This window comes from Gluconacetobacter brunescens (assembly GCF_048695475.1).
Taxonomy (GTDB): Bacteria; Pseudomonadota; Alphaproteobacteria; order Acetobacterales; family Acetobacteraceae; genus Gluconacetobacter.
This window is the reverse complement of record NZ_JBLHEN010000001.1, coordinates 2,376,782-2,393,343: the sequence shown is the minus strand read 5'-3', so window position 1 is coordinate 2,393,343 and position 16,562 is coordinate 2,376,782. Positions and strand designations below refer to the sequence as shown.

Sequence of the window (16,562 nt, the reverse complement as noted above, 5' to 3'; positions counted from 1 at the left end):
CGGGGCTGTTGCGTGTATGCACCGCGTCAGGCGAAATGCAGCCTTACAGTATTTATATGGTGAAAAACGGTGACACGCTGAGATAGTAGGTCCCGACGATCTCAAATGGAGTGCCGCTGATGGCGCCACCTGCGATAGCCGCGAGATCCGCCGATGCCCCTGCCACCGCTTCCGTTGCCCGGCCCATGAACTGGATTGCCATCCTGCTTGGGTTCCTGACGGCTGTGGGTCCGGTATCGACGGATATCTACCTTCCCGCCTTTCCGGCGCTGGAAGCGTCGCTGCATGCCCAGGCGGGCTCGGCTGAAATGACCCTGGCGATCTGGTTCGTCGGCCTGGCGATCGGGCAGATCACCATGGGTCCGCTCTCCGACCGGTTCGGGCGGCGGATGCCCATGCTGATCGGCACGCTGATCTATACGCTGGCCTCGGTCGGCTGCGCGCTGGCTGGGGATATCTGGACCTTTTCCAGCTTTCGCCTGCTGGCGTCGCTGGGGGCCTCGGCCAGCCTGGTGATCCCCAGCGCCTGCGTGCGCGATCTGTCGTACGGCAACGAGGCCGCGCGGCTGATGTCGCGGCTGGTGCTGGTGATGGGCGTGGTGCCGGTGCTGGCGCCGACCATCGGCGGCTTCGTGCTGTCCTTCACCACCTGGCGGTCGATCTTCTGGGCCTCGGCGGTCTATGGGCTGATCTGTACCGTGCTGGTGGCGCGGGTGCTGCCCGAAACCCTGCCGGAGCGCGAGCGCAGCATCCTTTCCCCCCTCGCGCTGGCCACCCGCTATGTGACGCTGGCGCGCGACCGGGGGTTCATCACCAATGCCATGATCGCCGGTTTCGGCTGCTTCATGTCGTTTACCTATCTGTCGGCGGCGCCTTCGGTCTTCATCCATCTGTTCGGCTTTACGCCCGCCGGGTTCGGCATGCTGTTCGGCGTCTTCGCCGTCTGCATGATCGGGGCCTCGCAGATCAACGGCATGCTGGTGGGGCGGATCGATGCCGGGCGTATTCTCGGCATGTCGGTGGGCACCGCCGTGCTGGGCACGGTGGGGATGCTGGTGGTGTCGGTCATCATGGCATTTGCGATCCATGGCGGGGCGACGCCGCATGGGCTGGCGCTGGTGCCGCTGATCCTGACGATGATGGTCGCGCTGGGCACGACCGGCATCATCGGGCCGAATGCCGCCGTGGGGGCGATGGCCGACCATCCGCGCCTGGCCGGCAGCGCCGCCGCCTTCATCGGCACGCTGCAATATGTGCTGGGCGCGATCGCCGGTGCCTTCGTCGGCATGCTGCCGCGCACCACGCCGGTGCCGATGGCCGGCGTGATGCTGCTGGGCGCCATCATCATGCTGCTGATGGTCGTGCTGCGGCCCGCGCGCCCGGCTGCGGCCGAGGCGGAGGCCGAGGCCCATATGGCCGGAGAGGCGCCGGGCGCCCCGCCCCTGGTCCATTGACGGCCCCCTGAAGGCCCCCGCCGGGCTTGCGGGCGATGGTGGGGGCGGGCTAGCTACAGCGCGGCGATTTTTCCGACCCGGACGACAGGTCCGGGCCGGCTTTCGCCGTGGAATCGGTTTACGACGGGATGGATTTGGACACGGACATGACGACCGCCACGATGGACCTGAAGCAGCACATTCGCGGCATTCCGGATTTTCCGAAGCCGGGGATCCTGTTCTACGATATCTCGACCCTGATGCGGAACGCGGATGCGTGGCAGGTGGCGATGGGGCGGGTGACGCACGAGGTCGCCCCCTGGGCGCCGGACATGCTGGCCGCGATCGAGTCGCGCGGCTTCCTGACCGCCGCCCCGCTGGCCAGCCGGCTGGGCTGCGGGCTGGTGATGCTGCGCAAGCCGGGCAAGCTGCCGGGCGAGACGGTCTCGCATTCCTACGAGCTGGAATATGGCAGCGACACGTTGCAGATCCAGGCCGATGCCATCGTGCCCGGCCAGCGCGTGGTGGTGATGGACGACCTGCTGGCGACGGGCGGCACGCTGGCGGCCTCGATCGCGCTGCTGCGCAAGGTCGGCGCGGAGGTCGTGGGTGCCTCGGTGCTGGTGGAACTGCGGGCGCTGGGCGGCCGGGCGCGGCTGGATGTGCCGGTCAAGGCCCTGGTCACCTACGACGACTGAGAGGCTGTCTGCAAAGTCGCCCTGCCGGCGATCCGACAGGTCTTTTCTGCGCTTCCGATGCTCGTAAAGACCCGCCGGCCGTGCCGCTTCGCGGCACGCTCGCCCGGCAGGCCGGCTTTTCAAACAGCCTCTGACAGGTAATGCTGAGTCAGCCGCCCCCGGTGGCCCGGAAATGCGGTTTCATGACCTCTGTTATTCGATTCACCGTACTGTCAGTGGATGGCACGGTGTTCTAATGATGATCTAATAACAGAAATGAGGCCACCATCCGGCGGCGGGTGCGGTGCAGGAGTATGATGCCGGGATGAAGAGCCGTGAGCCGTCGCTGACCTTTGACCTGGCCCGGCTGCACGATCTGTGGTCCCAGCTCTGGTCGGGAGCGCCCCGCCGGCAGGACCGCCTGCGCTGGCTTTACGCCCCCGACCTGCTGACCTTCGGCTATGCGCTGCGCACCACGATCACCTCGCTGATCGCGTTGGGCATCGCGCTGTGGTGGGAACTGGGCAGCCCGCAATGGGCGGCCCTGACCGTGTGGATGGTCGCGCAGGGCACGCGCGGCAAGAGCGTCGCCAAGGCGCGCTGGCATTTGTTCGGCATGGTCGTCGGCACGGTCTTCGCGGTGGCGCTGGTGGCGGCCTGTCCGCAGCAGCCCCTGCTGTTCATCCTGCTGCTGGCGGTGGGGATCGGGCTGTTCTGCTTCGTGGGCACGCTGCTGCCCGGCCCTGCCACCATGACCAACTACCGTATCCACGGGATGCGGGCCAGCGGCTTTACCTACGCCATCATCGCGCTGGACGGCATTGCCGATCCGCAGCATATCTTTGCCATCGCCATGGCGCGCGCGACCTATATCGTGCTGGGCATCGTGCTGGAAAGCACCGTCTCTTCGCTGTTCCAGTTCCGGCTGGGCGAGCGGGCGCGCGACCGGCTTTCGCACAATTTCCTCACCGCGATCGACGGGGCGTCGCACGCGCTGGCCGATCTGCTGGGCGGAGACCAGCAGGCCCTGACGCGGGTGCGGGGCGTGTTTTCGACCATTACCGCGCTGAGCGACCAGATCGAGTTCGCCGAGGTGGAACTGGGCCGCCATCATGGCCATGAGGGCGACCATGCCCGCGCCGCGCTGGCGCGGGTGGCGGTGCTGCTGTCGCGCGGGCTGGACCTGTCGGCGCTGCTGCACACGCCCGGCCACGTGGAAGGCGACACGTTCAGCACCACGGCGGCCTCGGTGCGGACATTCCTGCTGGCCCTGCCCGAGCGGTTGCAGGCCGGGGATACCCAGCCCGCCCTGCTGCAACTGGCGGGATTGCGCGCCACCTGCCGCCAGGCGATCGCGGATTCGCTGGGGGCGGAGATGGGCAGCGACAGCCAGGCTCCGGCGGGCGTGGACGAGGCACGGGGCCTGCAATGGCAGCGCATGCTGCATCATGCGCTCGATGGCATGCTGGAGGATCTGGAAGGGGCGATCACCCAGTTCGAAGCCAGCATGCGGCCCCTGCCGCACGACCATTTCCATTATCGGATCAAGACGTTCCGCGACTGGCGGCTGGCGGGCGCCAACAGCCTGCGCGCCTCGATCACCATCTTCGGCGCCGGGGTGATCTGGATTACCACCGGCTGGTCGGTCGGGCTGCTGTTCCTGATGTTCGTCTCGATCGTGTGCAGCCTGTTCTCGACGCTGGAGAAGCCGGCGCTGGCGACGCAGGCCTTCCTGACCGGGGCGTTTTGGGCGGTGGGCGTGTCGGCGGTGCTGGTGCTGTGGACGCTGGCGACGCCATCGACCTTCGAAGTCCTGGCCCTGTGCCTCAGCCTGCCGATGCTGGCGGGCGGGCTGGCCTTTGCCTATCCCACCATCGTCCTCGCCGCCGTGTCGTACAATCTGTTCCTGCCCATTCTGCTCGGTCCGGACAATCAGGGGCGGCTGGACGAAATCACGTTCTTCAATACCGCCATGCCGCTGATCCTGGCGCTATGGTACGCGATGTGGTCGTTCCGGCTGGTCTTGCCGAACGATATCAATGCCATGCGCTGGCAGATGCGCACCGAGATCCTGAAGGGGCTGCGGCATGTGGCGCGTTCGGCGAGCCTGCCGACCACCGTCTTCGTCGTCGAACGGAATGTGGACCGGTTCGTGCGCCTGCTGACCAACGCCGGCGAGACGCCGGAGCCGGTGATCGATGCCTATCTGCAAGGCACGCTCTCGGCGATGACGATCGGCCTGAATATCATCCGTCTGCGCCGGATCCTGGCGCGCAATCTGCTGCCGGTTGCCGCCACCCAGGTGATCGAGGCCATGATGGGCCGCATGGAGCAGTTCAGCGGCCGCTATGGCGGCCATTACGGCCGGACCGCCCGCGCGGCCAAGCTGGCCAGCCAGCGGATCGCGGCCGAGGCTGGGCAGGAGCCCAATCTGGGCGTGCGGATGGAAATGGATCGCGCCCTGGCCAGCCTGGACGTGATTTCCTACGAACTCGACGCCAATCGGCTGTTTTTCGATGCGTCGAGTCCGTACATGGATACGGCTTTCGGTTGATATCCAGGGCTCTGCCCTGGACCCGGCAGGGCCTGGGGCCCTGCACCCCGATCATTTGATAACGAACGGGCTTTGCTGCTGAGGCGCAAGGCGTTGGCTGTTGGCCGTGCTGCCTCGCGCCTCGGTTTTTCAGCGGGTTGGTCTTCTCAAAGCGATCCGGACTGCTTGGCGACGAAGCGTTCCAGCCAGTGGATGGTGTAGTCGCCCTTCTGGAACTCGGGGTCGTCCAGGATCTTGCAATGCAGCGGGATCACCGTCTTGACGCCGTCGATCACGAACTCGTCCAGCGCGCGGCGCATCCGGGCGATCGCCTCGGGCCGGGTGGGGGCGTGGACGATCAGCTTGCCGATCATGCTGTCGTAATAGGGCGGCACGCGGTAGCCCGCATACAGCGCGCTGTCGATGCGCACGCCCAGGCCGCCGGGGGGGTGATAGACCGTGACCGTGCCCGGCGTGGGCATGAAGGTCGCCGGATCCTCGGCGTTGATGCGGCACTCGATGGCATGGCCGCTGAAGGTGATGTCCGACTGCTCGTAGCCAAGCGGTTCGCCGGCGGCGATGCGGATCTGCTCGCGCACCAGGTCAACGTCGCAGAGCATTTCCGTCACCGGATGTTCCACCTGCAGGCGGGTGTTCATCTCGATGAAGCAGAACTGGCCGTCCTGGTAGAGGAATTCCAGCGTGCCGGCGTTGCGGTAGCCCAGCTTGCGCAGTGCCGCCGTGGCGGTGGCGCCGATGGCGTCGCGCTGCTCGGCCGTCAGGGCCGGGGAGCCGGCTTCTTCCAGCAGCTTCTGGTGGCGGCGCTGGAGCGAGCAGTCGCGCTCGCCGAAATGCACGACGTTGCCATGGGTGTCGGCCAGGATCTGCAGCTCGATATGCCGGGGCCGGTCCATGTATTTTTCGAGATAGACCTCGTCATTGCCGAACGCGGCACGGGCCTCGGTGCGGGCGACGCTCCAGGCCTCGGCCAGATCGTCGGCGCTCTGCGCGACCTTCATGCCACGCCCGCCGCCGCCGGCGGCGGCCTTGATCAGCACCGGATAGCCGACCTGCTCGGCCACCGCGCGGGCCTCGTCCAGGCTGGCCAGCGCACCGTCCGAGCCGGGCACCAGCGGCACGCCGAGCGCGCGCATGGTGGTCTTGGCGGTGATCTTGTCGCCCATCATGCGGATGTGCTGGCCGGTCGGGCCGATGAAGGCCAGGCCATGGGCCTCGACCGTCTCGGCGAAATCGGCGTTCTCGGACAGGAAGCCGTAGCCCGGATGGATCGCGTCGGCACCGGTGATGGTCGCGGCCGACAGGATGGCGGCGACGTTCAGGTACGAGTCGCGCGAGGCGGGCGGGCCGATGCACACGGCCTCGTCCGCCAGGCGCACATGCATGGCATCGGCATCGGCCGTGGAATGGACCGCGACCGTGCGGATGCCCATTTCGCGGCACGCGCGCAGGACCCGCAGGGCGATTTCGCCGCGATTGGCGATGAGGATCTTGGAAAACATTACTCTATGATGGCCAGGACTTCGCCGAACTCGACCGGATCGCCGGAGACGACCAGCAGCTTCTTCAGCGTGCCGGCGCGGGGGGCCTTGATCTGGTTGAAGGTCTTCATCGCCTCGATCAGCATCAGGGTCTGCCCGGCGGTGACGCTCTGTCCTTCGGTGACGAAGGGCGGCGCGCTGGGGTCGGGCGTCAGGTAGGCCACGCCGACCATCGGGCTGGTGACGGCGCCCGGATGCTTGGCCGGGTCGGCCGGGGCGGCGGCCACGGGGGCGGCCGCGATCGGGGCGGCGGCCGGGGCGGCCGGCACGGCATGGACCACGCCGGGCGCGGCGCGGGCAACGCGGATGCGGTTGTCCTTCTCCGCGATCTCGATCTCGGTCAGGCCGGTTTCGGTCAGAATTTCAGCCAATGCCCGAATGGCATCCGCGTCCACGAGCAGTCGGCTCATCGGTCGTTCTCGTCCAGAATCATGTCTGTCATCGCCTGAAGCGCCATTGCATAGCCGCGTACTCCCAGACCGCAGATGATTCCTGCGGCGGCACGGGAGCAGTAGGTATGGTGCCGGAAGTCCTCGCGGCGATGAATGTTGGAGATATGGACCTCGATCACCGGCAGCTCGACGGCCAGCAGCGCGTCGAGCAGGGCGATCGAAGTGTGGCCGTAGGCGGCCGGATTGATAACGATTCCCTGCGCGCGGTTGCGGCATTCCTGAACCCACGACACCAGCTCGCCCTCGCCGTTGGTCTGGCGGAAGTCGATGGCGACATCCAGCCGCTCGGCGGCCTGGATGCAGATCTGTTCCACGTCGTCCAGGGTCGCGCGACCATAGACTTCGGGCTGGCGCATTCCGAGCATGTTCAGGTTGGGCCCGTTCAGGACCGCGATCAGAGGGCGCTTTATCATCACAGGCGCCGTAGCACGCTCTTCGGCCGGTTCCAAGAGAATGATCGCGCGGCTTGCGGCACCCCGCTCGCCGGCCTGTGAAGGGGCGGCAGTAATGAAGGCTGAAAATTGCCATAATTCACCGCGAAAACGTGAACCGGCACGGGAAAACCGGGGCGGCAGGGACTCTTTCCCGGCCGCCGCGCCGGTATCGTGGCGGAAAAAACTGGACTCGGTGGTGACGGGACTGCTCTATTGCGGCCCGATACTGAATGAACGATCCGAAAAGGACTGAGAGCGCATTGAAACTGCATCGGGCAACGCGAAGAATGCGAACGGGTGGACAGGCGATGCTGTCGCTGCTCTGTCTCGTTTTCTTCATGTCCGCCGCCAGTGCCCGTGAGGGAACGGATGCTGCACCGATGCGCGCGTCGTCCGATGGTGCTGCCGCCGATGCGCAGGCGGTGGGGGCCGATGGCCGCCCGGTGACGGCGTGGGCGGCTTCGGTCCGCGCGGCGCTGGCGCGGCGGACCCACACCCTTGCGGCCGCCAGCCGGTCCGCCCTCGCATGGTCCGAGCAGGGCGTGGCGAGCTGGTATGGCCATATGCGCCGCCCCCGCCGCCAGGCGGTGAGCCGGACCTCGTCGGGCAGCACGTTCGATCCCAAGGCGCTGACGGCCGCGCATCCGACCCTGCCGATGGGCACGCGGCTGCTGGTGCGCTCGCAGGAGACCGGCCGTTCGGTGGTGGTGACGGTGAATGACCGTGGCCCGTTCCATGGCAGCCGGATCATCGACCTCTCGCCCGCTGCCGCCGCGCAGCTGGGGATGCTCAGTGCCGGGACCGCCCATGTCGTGATTCAGTCGGCGTCGGCCGTCGAAGTCGCGCAGGCCGAAGCGGCGGACAGCAGCGCCGATGCGATCGCCGCCGCCGGGCCGCATGCCGTGCGCCACGCGCCGGCCACGCCCCGCCGCCACTGACCGGTATCGGCCGGCCTTCTCCTTCCGGTGGGTCGGCCCTGCCGATGGTTTACGGGGGTGGCCCGGGGGCTTCGGAGCGGACCCGGTCCATTTCGGCTTCCAGCCCCGCATTCAGTTCCGCGCCCAGCATGATGACGTAGGCGGTTACGAAGAACCACATCATCGTTGCCGCCACCGCGCCCAGCGGGCCGTATGTGGCGTTGTACGGGGCGATGGTGCCGATATAGTACGAGACCCCGAGCGATGTGAGGATCCAGATCAGCGTCGCCGCGCAGGAGCCGGGCAGGATGCGGCGCCATGGGACGGCCGGGCGGCTTGGGCCGAGCCGGTAGAGCAGGGTGCAGGCCACCAGCACGAACAGCAGCAGCAGGAGCGGGCCGCCCGTCTGCACCAGCAGTTCGACCGACCAGGGTGGCGGTGCCAGGCCGAGGCGCTCGGGAATGAAATTGATCAGGACCGGCAGCGCCACCATCACCGCGAGCGTGAGCACCGCGCCGCAGATCGCGCATAGCGTCATGCCCAGCGCCACCATCTGGAAGCGGATGAAGCCCCGCGTCTCGGTGGTGCCGTAGGCGATATTGACGGCGGAGATGATCGAGCGCGTGGCGGCCGAGGCCGACCAGAGCGCGATGCTGGTGGAAATGATCAGGTTGAGCGTCAGCGACGAATGGGGTTCGGCCGCCAGGGTGTGGATGCGTTCGCCGATCAGGGTGAAGGCGGCGGGCGGCAGCAGGTGCCGCAGCAGGTCGAGCTGCGGTTCCACCGTGTCCGGGTCCAGCACCAGCCCGTAGATCGAGATCAGGGTGCTGATGGCGGGGAAAAGGGAAAGTGTCGCGTAGAACGCGCACCCCGCCGCCGCCAGGGTGATCTGGTCCGATGTCAGATTGCGCAGGATGCGGCGCAGGACCGGCCGCCAGAGTTGCCACGGGTCGATGGCCGCGGGGGCGAGATGCTCGGATTTTTCGGGCTGCAGGACGATCAAGCTGACTCCGTCGGTCGGGGTAGGGGCGGCCTGCGCCCCGGAGTGGGCGGCCATCGCCCGGCGGGTTTGCACTACCTAACGAAAAAACATGCGATGGGGATGATTTTTCTGTTGCGTGCCGAGTGCTTTGCCCCCATATGCGCTCTCCACGCAACAACGCACGTGCCACTGGCCCTCTGAGGTTACGCAACGACGTCAAGCGTTCTGGCAATTGGGGGTCCTTCGGGGCCCGGTCCTGGTCGCTGGTCCGTTAGACCGTTTCGCAACACCTGTCCGGCTCTGATCCCGGATGGATTTCACAGAAGGGATTTGGGTGCGATGACTCCCAAAATCGCCCATTTTCTGGCGGAGCATGCGCCCGCCACGCCCTGCCTCGTCGTCGATGTCGATCGCGTCGAGGCCCGCTATCGCTCGCTGCGCCATGTGCTGCCGCTGGCGCGCATCTATTATGCCGTGAAAGCCAACCCGGCGGAAGCCATTCTGCGCCGGCTGGTGTCGCTGGGCTCGGCCTTCGATGCCGCGTCGTGGGAAGAGATCCGCATGTGCCTCGATGCCGGGGCGCAGGCGCGGGACATCTCGTTCGGCAATACCGTCAAGAAGGTGTCGGCGATCGCCAATGCCCATGCGGCCGGCGTGACGATGTATGCCTTCGACTGCATCGAGGAACTGGAGAAGCTGGCCCGCCATGCGCCGGGATCGCGCGTCTATTGCCGCCTGATCGTCGAGAACGAGGGCGCGGAATGGCCGCTGTCGCGCAAGTTCGGCACCACGCTGGACAGCGCGCGCGACCTGATGCTGCGTGCCCGCGAACTGGGGCTGGACCCGTATGGCCTGTCATTCCATGTCGGCAGCCAGCAGACGACGACCGATGCGTATGAAGCCGCGATCGCGCGGGTCGGCATGCTGTTCACGGACTTGGCCGCGGCGGGGCTGAACCTGCGCATGGTCAATCTGGGCGGTGGCTTCCCGATCCGCTACCGCGAGGACGTGCCGGAGATCGACCGGTTCGCGCTGGCGATCAGCCACGCGATGACCGAGCATTTCGGCAACGACCTGCCGGACATGATCGTCGAGCCGGGCCGCTTCATCGTCGGCGATGCCGGGGTGGTGTCGTCGGAGGTCGTGCTGGTGACCGGTCGCGGGCTGAAGGACGACGTGCGCTGGGTCTATCTGGATATCGGCCGGTTCGGCGGTCTGGCCGAGACCGAGGGCGAGTCGATCCGCTACGGTATCCGCACGCCGCATGATGGCGGCGCCACGGGCCGGGTGGCGATTGCCGGCCCGACCTGCGACGGCGCGGACATCATGTACGAAAAGGCGCCGTACGCCCTGCCGCTGGACCTGGCGTCGGGCGACCGGATCGAGCTGCTGTCGACCGGGGCATACGTCTCGACCTACTGCTCCACGCGGTTCAATGGTTTCGCGCCGCTGGCCGAGCATTATATCTGAAGCCATCGGGGAGGCCCTCTCGCGGGGGGCTTTCGGTGGTCGGCATTTTGCGAAAACCCGTCGCCCTGGCGACGGGTTTTCTGTTCAGGGGCCGTGGGCAGTCATAATAAAACCATCTTCCCGGGTTCTTTGCGCGACGGTAGCCGGGCTGATCCGAAGAGCCTGGGCAGGCAGAAGTAGGACCGAAGAGGTCCTGTTTTGCATGCCCTGTCTCAGGACGCTGGTACGGGAACGATCCATTTCCCGCCGATCGGCCGGTTTCTTCCTCATATGGATCATCATCAACGGTCGAGGCCGATATGCTGGAAAGATCGCAGGCGCGTGCGCGGGAGAAGGTGAGCGTCCGGGCGATGGCGCATTCTCTTATCGTTGCGTGTGGCGATGGCGCGCGCGGCATGACGATGCGTCATATCGCCCGCTGCCTGGATCAGAATCTGCCTGACGATGCCTTATTCTGGTTGAAGGTGCGCAATCAGATCGACTGGCTCATGCGGACCAGCCGGCGCGAGGGTGACAGTATCCAGTAATCACGCACCACGACTGGGTTTCCAAAGGGCGATGCCCTTTGGCGGGGTTCGGGGCGGCGCCCCGACCTGAAGCCACCGGCGCAGCAGGCGGTTGGCCGGTGTCGAGACCAGCCTGTCGGTTCCCCACCCCAGCAGCCAGGACAGGGCGAAGGCGGGCGGAAACCAGAGCCAGCCGGTGCGCATGTCGCCGCCGCTGAGGTGAAACAGGCCGACGAGCGGGAACACCACGAACATGTGGGTCAGGTAGATTTCGTAGCTCATGAAGCCGTAGGAGCGGAGCCATCGCGTGCCGTGCATCAGGCGGCGCTGCCCCCAGCCCCACTGGAAGGCGGCCAGCAGCAGGGCGCAGCCGAGGGTCAGCACCAGCATCGTGCTGTTGCCCAGCACGCTCCAGAGCGCGTTTTCCTCCAGGAAGACGGCCAGCAGCGCCAGGAGGGCGGAGTAGCCGAGGGCGATGACGATGCCGGGGCGCGGGGCCGGGCGGCCGGCGATCAGCACCGCCGCGCAGATGCCGGCCGCGATGGCGGCCATTCCCGGCAGATAGGCTTTTTCCTGCCAGATTTCCGGGGCATTGGCCAAGGCATCGAGGGCGAATGGCAGCGAGAGTGCCAGCAGCGCGAACAGGCCTGTGCGCAGTCCGGGCGCGCGGGCCAGGCACAGGCAGATGATGGGGAAGACGAGATAGAAGAGTTCCTCGATCGACAGGGACCATAAGACGTCCCAGCCGCCCGGCAGGTAGCCCGTGTGCCCTTCGTACCAGTTCAGGTGCATGGCCAGGGCGGAGACGATCGCGCGCGGAAGGCTCTGGTCGGCGCGGGTGATGACGTAATCGGGCACGCCGAGCAGGTCGAGCAGGGTGAGGAGGCCGATCAGGGCGAGCAGGCAGGGGGCGATGCGGGCCAGACGGCGGGCATAGAAGGCGCGTGGGTCGAGCGTGGACAGCGAGCTCCAGCGCCGGATCGTGTGGCTGGTGACGAGAAAGCCGGACACGACGAAGAACAGGGAGACGGCCTCCGCGCCGAACCAGCTGAAGAGGCGCAGGATCGGCAGGGGGACGATGCCGGCGAGGCCGGTCTTTGCCAGCGGAATCCGCAGCGCCATGTGGTGCGAGACGACGAGGAGGATCGACGCGCCGCGCACGAGGTCGATGCCGGGGTTGCGGCCGTCGAGCGTGCCGGTTCCGCAGGGCGCGTCGGCCATCTATTCGACGGCGGCGCGCAGGCCGGCGCCGGCGGCCAGCGGGCAGAGCGGCAGCGCGCCGGCGAGGAAGGCGCCCAGCAGTTCCAGGTCGGGCCGCCAGGAGAGGCCGGTCTGGGCGGCGTCGAGCGCCGCCGCGCCGAAGATCAGGGCGGGGGTGGCCAGCGGCAGCACCAGCAGCGGCAGCAGCACGCCGCCCCGGCGCGCGCCCAGCACGATCGACGCCGCCATGCCGCCGATCAGCGACAGCACGGCGGTGCCGAGCGCGAGCCCGCCCAGCAGGATCGGCAGCACCGGCAGCGGCAGGCCGAGCATGATGGCCAGCGGGGCGGCGGCCAGCAGCAGCGGCAGGCCGGTGGTGAGCCAGTGCGCGATCATCTTGGCCAGCGCCACCAGGGCCGGCGGCAGGCCGGACAGCATGAGCTGGTCCAGCGAGCCGTCTTCCAGTTCCGATCCGAACAGACGGTCAAGCGGCAGCAGCGCGGCCAGCAGCGCGCAGACCCAGACGATGCCGGGGGCCATGCGGCGCAGCAGCTCCGGCGACGGGCCGAGGGCGAGGGGAAACAGCGCGCCGGCGAGGATGAAGAACAGCACCGCCCCCAGCGTGTCGGCGCCGTGGCGCAGCGCCAGCCGCAGGTCGCGCCCGATGACGGCCGCCAGCAGGGCGGGGATGGATGCGCGCATGGCCTCGGCCTTCATGTCCCCGGCCTTCATGTCCCCGGCCTTCATGTCCACGACTCCATGTCCATCTCTTCCGCGGTGTCCAGGGTGCCGGCGCCGGGCAATGCCAGGGTGTGGGCATCGGGCAGGGGCAGGGGGACATGGGTGGTCGCGATCACGATTCCGCCAGCCTCGCGATGGGCGTGGAACAGGGCCTCGAGCAGGCCGATGGAGCGTGTGTCCAGCCCCAGGCTGGGTTCGTCGAGCAGCCAGAGGGGCGCGCGGGCCAGCACCACCCGTGCCAGCGCGGCGCGGCGTTTCTGCCCGGCCGAGAGCATGCGGGCCGGCAGGTCGGCCAACGGCAGAAGATCGAGCGATTTCATGGCCTGGTCGGGGTTCGATCCGGCGGCGCGGGCGGGTAGGGCCAGATTCTCGCGCAGGGTCAGGCCGGGTTTCAGGGCATCCTGGTGGCCCAGATAGGCCACCCGCTCCGCATGGGCCGTGCGGTCGGCCAGGGCGTCGATCCCGGACCACAGGACATGGCCGCCTTCAGGTTTTCGCAATCCCGCAAGAACGCGCAGCAGGGTCGACTTTCCTGCGCCGTTCGGGCCGGTCAGCAACAGGGCCTCGCCGGCGTCCAGATGCAGCCCGACAGCGTCGAGAACCAGTCTTTCCCCTCTGAAAACAGAGATATTCTCGACAGTCAGCAGCGGGCCGGCAGGGGGGCGGGAGGCAGGGATGGCGATCGTCCTCGGCTTGTGATCGGCGGCGGCGGCGGGGCGGCGCATGCCTGTTCCCGCGTTCTTGTTACCGGGGCCAGCTTGTGTCGTCACCGCGTCCGGGTATGTTCTACGACCGTTGGGAGATCAAGCCGGTTGTCCAGAGGGAACACACCGCCTTTCTATGCGGACACGTCCCCCAACTGGATAATCCGTTGCTGACGCCGCGGAGGAAAAAACCAATGAAGTCGGTTGGGCACGATTCAATCAAGACAGGCCGGACCCTGAATGTGGACGGCAAGACGTATCATTATTTCTCGATCCCGGAAGCCGAGAAGACCATCGGCGATGTGAAGCGCCTGCCGGTCAGCCTGAAGGTGCTGCTGGAGAACATCCTGCGTTTCGAAGACGGCCGGTCGTACAGCGTCGATGACGCCAGGTCGATCGCCGGCTGGCTGCCCAAGGGCAGCAGCACGAAGGAAGTTCCCTTCAAGCCGTCGCGCATCCTGATGCAGGACTTCACCGGCGTGCCCGCCGTGGTCGATCTGGCCGCGATGCGCGACGGTATCCTGAAGCTGAACGGCGACCCGCAGAAGGTGAACCCGCTGGTGCCCGTCAACCTCGTCATCGATCACTCGGTGATGGTGGACGTGGCCGGCACGCCGGAAGCGCTGCAGGACAACGTCACCATCGAGTTCGAGCGGAACGGCGAGCGTTATGCCTTCCTGCGCTGGGGTCAGGAAGCGTTCGAGAATTTCTCGGTCGTGCCGCCGGGCACGGGCATCTGCCATCAGGTGAACCTGGAATATATCGCCCAGGTCGCCTGGACGGCCGACGTCGGCGGCAAGAGCTACGTCTATCCCGACACGCTGTATGGCACCGACAGCCACACGACGATGGTCAACGGCCTGGGCGTGCTGGGCTGGGGCGTGGGTGGTATCGAGGCCGAGGCCGCGATGCTGGGCCAGCCGATCGCGATGCTGATCCCCGACGTCATCGGCTTCAAGCTGACGGGCAAGCTGCCCGAGGGCGCGACGGCCACCGACCTGGTGCTGACCGTCACCCAGATGCTGCGCAAGAAGGGCGTCGTCGGCAAGTTCGTCGAATTCTTCGGCCCGGCGCTTGACCATCTGCCGGTTGCCGACCGTGCGACGATCGCCAACATGGCGCCGGAATATGGCGCGACCTGCGGCTTCTTCCCGGTCGATCACCTGACGCTGGACTACCTGCGCCAGACCGGCCGTGACGAACACCGCATCAAGCTGACGGAAGAATACCTGAAGGCCCAGGGCATGTTCCGCACCGCGGAATCGCATGAGCCGGTGTTCACCGACACGCTGGAACTGGAACTGTCGACCGTCGTGCCGTCGCTGGCCGGCCCGAAGCGCCCGCAGGACCGCGTGGTGCTGACGAACGCGACCTCCGCGTTCGAAAGCGAGCTGACCGGCGGCCTGGGCGTTCCCGCCGCCGATGCGCACAAGAAGGCCAAGGTGGCCGGCACGAATTACGAGATCGGCCATGGCGACGTGGTGATCGCGGCGATCACGTCCTGCACCAATACCTCCAACCCGGCGGTGCTGATCGCGGCCGGCCTGGTGGCGAAGAAGGCGCGTGCGCTCGGCCTGAAGCCGAAGCCGTGGGTGAAGACGTCGCTGGCGCCGGGCTCGCAGGTCGTCACCGACTACCTGAACCGTGCCGGCCTGACGGAAGAGCTCGACGCGCTGGGCTTCAACACCGTCGGCTATGGCTGCACGACCTGCATCGGCAACTCCGGCCCGCTGGAGCCGCACATCGTCGATGCGATCGAAGGCAACAAGCTGGTCGCCGTTTCGGTGCTCTCGGGCAACCGTAACTTCGAAGGCCGCATTTCGCCCAACGTGCGCGCCAACTACCTGGCCAGCCCGCCGCTGGTGGTCGCGTATTCGCTGCTCGGCACGATGCGCGAGGACATCACCACCGTGTCGCTCGGCACCTCCAAGGACGGCAAGCCGGTCTATCTGAAGGACATCTGGCCGACCAACAAGGAGATCGCGGACCTGATCGGCTCCTCGATCAACCGTGAAGAGTTCATCAAGCGGTACAGCCAGATCGGCAAGGGCACCAAGGAATGGCAGGCCCTGAAGGTCGCGACCGGTTCGGAGACCTACAAGTGGGATCCGTCCTCGACCTACGTGCAGGACCCGCCGTACTTCCAGGACATCACGCCGGAGCCCAAGCCGAAGGGTGACATCGTGGGCGCCCGCGTCCTGGCGCTGCTGGGCGACAACATCACGACCGACCATATCTCGCCGGCCGGTGCGATCAAGGAAAGCTCGCCCGCGGGCGTCTATCTGAAAGAGCATCAGGTTTCGCCGAAGGATTTCAACTCCTACGGCTCGCGTCGTGGCAACGACCGCATCATGGTCCGTGGCACCTTCGCGAACATCCGCATCAAGAACGAGATGCTGCCGGGCACCGAAGGGGGCCTGTCCAAGCACTTCCCCGACGGGAAGGAAGGCTCGATCTATGATGTCGCGATGGAATACAAGGCCGAGGGCGTGCCCCTGGTCGTGTTCGGCGGCAAGGAATACGGCATGGGTTCGTCGCGCGACTGGGCGGCGAAGGGCACCCTGCTGCTGGGTGTTCGCGCCGTGATCGCCGAGAGCTTCGAGCGTATCCATCGCTCCAACCTGGTCGGCATGGGCGTTCTGCCCCTGCTGTTCAAGGACGGCACGACGCGCAAGACGCTGAACCTGAAGGGTGACGAAATCATCGACATCAAGGGGCTGGAGACCATCACCCCGCGCATGACGATCGACATGGAAATCACCCGCGCCGATGGCACCAAGGAAACGGTGCCGCTGCTCTGCCGCGTCGATACGCTGGACGAGGTCGAGTATTACCGGCATGGTGGCATCCTGCAGTATGTGTTGCGCGGGATGACTGAAGCTGCCTGAACGGTCCTTTCTTCCGTTTGACGAGTCTGGCGCCGGCCCGGGGAAACCCGGGCCGGCGTTTTTTGC

The 16,562-nt window shown here is 66.9% G+C and carries 14 protein-coding genes; 7 read left to right on the top strand and 7 right to left on the bottom strand.

Going from position 1 to position 16,562, the window contains the following annotated elements:
* The first annotated feature begins 119 nt into the window (after positions 1-119).
* The 3 genes from ACMAUO_RS10630 to ACMAUO_RS10620 all read left to right on the top strand — a co-directional run bounded on the left by ACMAUO_RS10630 (position 120) and on the right by ACMAUO_RS10620 (position 4,664).
* Positions 120-1,454: a multidrug effflux MFS transporter gene (locus tag ACMAUO_RS10630; protein ID WP_420356855.1), complete on the top strand. Its 1,335-nt coding sequence runs from the start codon at positions 120-122 to the stop codon at positions 1,452-1,454.
* A 146-nt stretch (positions 1,455-1,600) separates the two neighbouring features.
* Positions 1,601-2,131, top strand: a complete 531-nt coding sequence (locus tag ACMAUO_RS10625; RefSeq protein WP_114725983.1) for an adenine phosphoribosyltransferase — start codon at positions 1,601-1,603, stop codon at positions 2,129-2,131.
* A gap of 304 nt (positions 2,132-2,435) precedes the next feature.
* Positions 2,436-4,664, top strand: a complete 2,229-nt coding sequence (locus ACMAUO_RS10620) for an FUSC family protein (protein WP_420356854.1) — start codon at positions 2,436-2,438, stop codon at positions 4,662-4,664.
* Positions 4,665-4,810: 146 nt separating this feature from the next.
* Here ACMAUO_RS10620 and accC read toward each other — a convergent pair whose 3' ends face one another.
* From accC to aroQ, 3 genes are read right to left on the bottom strand one after another with little or no spacing between them, the layout of a single operon-like run.
* On the bottom strand, positions 4,811-6,163 hold the full coding sequence (accC, locus tag ACMAUO_RS10615; protein ID WP_420356853.1) for an acetyl-CoA carboxylase biotin carboxylase subunit: 1,353 nt from the start codon (positions 6,161-6,163) through the stop codon (positions 4,811-4,813).
* Positions 6,163-6,612 (bottom strand): acetyl-CoA carboxylase biotin carboxyl carrier protein, encoded by a 450-nt coding sequence (locus ACMAUO_RS10610; RefSeq protein WP_420356852.1) that lies wholly within the window; start codon positions 6,610-6,612, stop codon positions 6,163-6,165. The genes accC and ACMAUO_RS10610 overlap by 1 nt, the downstream gene beginning before the upstream one ends.
* Entirely contained in the window at positions 6,609-7,067 is a 459-nt protein-coding gene (gene aroQ, locus ACMAUO_RS10605; protein WP_420356851.1) for a type II 3-dehydroquinate dehydratase, read from the bottom strand. The genes ACMAUO_RS10610 and aroQ overlap by 4 nt, the downstream gene beginning before the upstream one ends.
* A 308-nt stretch (positions 7,068-7,375) precedes the next feature.
* Between aroQ and ACMAUO_RS10600 the strand changes: the two genes are divergently transcribed.
* Positions 7,376-8,026: a septal ring lytic transglycosylase RlpA family protein gene (locus ACMAUO_RS10600; RefSeq protein ID WP_420356850.1), complete on the top strand. Its 651-nt coding sequence runs from the start codon at positions 7,376-7,378 to the stop codon at positions 8,024-8,026.
* A gap of 49 nt (positions 8,027-8,075) precedes the next feature.
* On the opposite strand, the gene ACMAUO_RS10595 is transcribed toward ACMAUO_RS10600, so the two are convergent.
* Positions 8,076-9,062, bottom strand: coding sequence for a YihY/virulence factor BrkB family protein (locus tag ACMAUO_RS10595; RefSeq protein WP_420356849.1), 987 nt, complete (start codon positions 9,060-9,062; stop codon positions 8,076-8,078).
* Between the two features lie 264 nt (positions 9,063-9,326).
* On the opposite strand from ACMAUO_RS10595, the gene ACMAUO_RS10590 reads away from it, so the two are divergent.
* Complete coding sequence (locus ACMAUO_RS10590; protein ID WP_420356848.1) at positions 9,327-10,457, top strand: type III PLP-dependent enzyme; 1,131 nt, start codon at positions 9,327-9,329, stop codon at positions 10,455-10,457.
* 299 nt (positions 10,458-10,756) lie between these two features.
* Positions 10,757-10,984, top strand: a complete 228-nt coding sequence (locus tag ACMAUO_RS10585) for a hypothetical protein (RefSeq protein WP_420356847.1) — start codon at positions 10,757-10,759, stop codon at positions 10,982-10,984.
* Here ACMAUO_RS10585 and ACMAUO_RS10580 read toward each other — a convergent pair whose 3' ends face one another.
* Genes ACMAUO_RS10580 through ccmA form a run of 3 tightly spaced genes read right to left on the bottom strand, consistent with a single transcriptional unit; the run spans position 10,985 to position 13,629 of the window.
* Entirely contained in the window at positions 10,985-12,184 is a 1,200-nt protein-coding gene (locus ACMAUO_RS10580) for an acyltransferase family protein (protein ID WP_420356846.1), read from the bottom strand. It abuts the gene before it with no gap.
* On the bottom strand, positions 12,185-12,865 hold the full coding sequence (gene ccmB, locus ACMAUO_RS10575; protein ID WP_420357266.1) for a heme exporter protein CcmB: 681 nt from the start codon (positions 12,863-12,865) through the stop codon (positions 12,185-12,187).
* A 41-nt stretch (positions 12,866-12,906) separates the two neighbouring features.
* Positions 12,907-13,629 (bottom strand): heme ABC exporter ATP-binding protein CcmA, encoded by a 723-nt coding sequence (ccmA, locus tag ACMAUO_RS10570; protein WP_473965177.1) that lies wholly within the window; start codon positions 13,627-13,629, stop codon positions 12,907-12,909.
* Between the two features lie 173 nt (positions 13,630-13,802).
* On the opposite strand from ccmA, the gene acnA reads away from it, so the two are divergent.
* Positions 13,803-16,496 (top strand): aconitate hydratase AcnA, encoded by a 2,694-nt coding sequence (gene acnA, locus ACMAUO_RS10565; RefSeq protein WP_420356845.1) that lies wholly within the window; start codon positions 13,803-13,805, stop codon positions 16,494-16,496.
* Positions 16,497-16,562 lie beyond the last annotated feature (66 nt).

What these genes read in the sequence shown, in the direction of transcription:
- ACMAUO_RS10630 (WP_420356855.1), top strand. Translation starts at nt 120, where the DNA reads ATGGCGCCACCTGCGATAGCCGCGAGATCCGCCGATGCCCCTGCCACC.
- ACMAUO_RS10625 (WP_114725983.1), top strand. Translation starts at nt 1,601, where the DNA reads ATGACGACCGCCACGATGGACCTGAAGCAGCACATTCGCGGCATTCCG.
- ACMAUO_RS10620 (WP_420356854.1), top strand. Translation starts at nt 2,436, where the DNA reads ATGAAGAGCCGTGAGCCGTCGCTGACCTTTGACCTGGCCCGGCTGCAC.
- accC (WP_420356853.1), bottom strand. Translation starts at nt 6,163, where the DNA reads ATGTTTTCCAAGATCCTCATCGCCAATCGCGGCGAAATCGCCCTGCGG.
- ACMAUO_RS10610 (WP_420356852.1), bottom strand. Translation starts at nt 6,612, where the DNA reads ATGAGCCGACTGCTCGTGGACGCGGATGCCATTCGGGCATTGGCTGAA.
- aroQ (WP_420356851.1), bottom strand. Translation starts at nt 7,067, where the DNA reads ATGATAAAGCGCCCTCTGATCGCGGTCCTGAACGGGCCCAACCTGAAC.
- ACMAUO_RS10600 (WP_420356850.1), top strand. Translation starts at nt 7,376, where the DNA reads ATGCGAACGGGTGGACAGGCGATGCTGTCGCTGCTCTGTCTCGTTTTC.
- ACMAUO_RS10595 (WP_420356849.1), bottom strand. Translation starts at nt 9,062, where the DNA reads ATGGCCGCCCACTCCGGGGCGCAGGCCGCCCCTACCCCGACCGACGGA.
- ACMAUO_RS10590 (WP_420356848.1), top strand. Translation starts at nt 9,327, where the DNA reads ATGACTCCCAAAATCGCCCATTTTCTGGCGGAGCATGCGCCCGCCACG.
- ACMAUO_RS10585 (WP_420356847.1), top strand. Translation starts at nt 10,757, where the DNA reads ATGCTGGAAAGATCGCAGGCGCGTGCGCGGGAGAAGGTGAGCGTCCGG.
- ACMAUO_RS10580 (WP_420356846.1), bottom strand. Translation starts at nt 12,184, where the DNA reads ATGGCCGACGCGCCCTGCGGAACCGGCACGCTCGACGGCCGCAACCCC.
- ccmB (WP_420357266.1), bottom strand. Translation starts at nt 12,865, where the DNA reads ATGCGCGCATCCATCCCCGCCCTGCTGGCGGCCGTCATCGGGCGCGAC.
- ccmA (WP_473965177.1), bottom strand. Translation starts at nt 13,629, where the DNA reads ATGCGCCGCCCCGCCGCCGCCGCCGATCACAAGCCGAGGACGATCGCC.
- acnA (WP_420356845.1), top strand. Translation starts at nt 13,803, where the DNA reads ATGAAGTCGGTTGGGCACGATTCAATCAAGACAGGCCGGACCCTGAAT.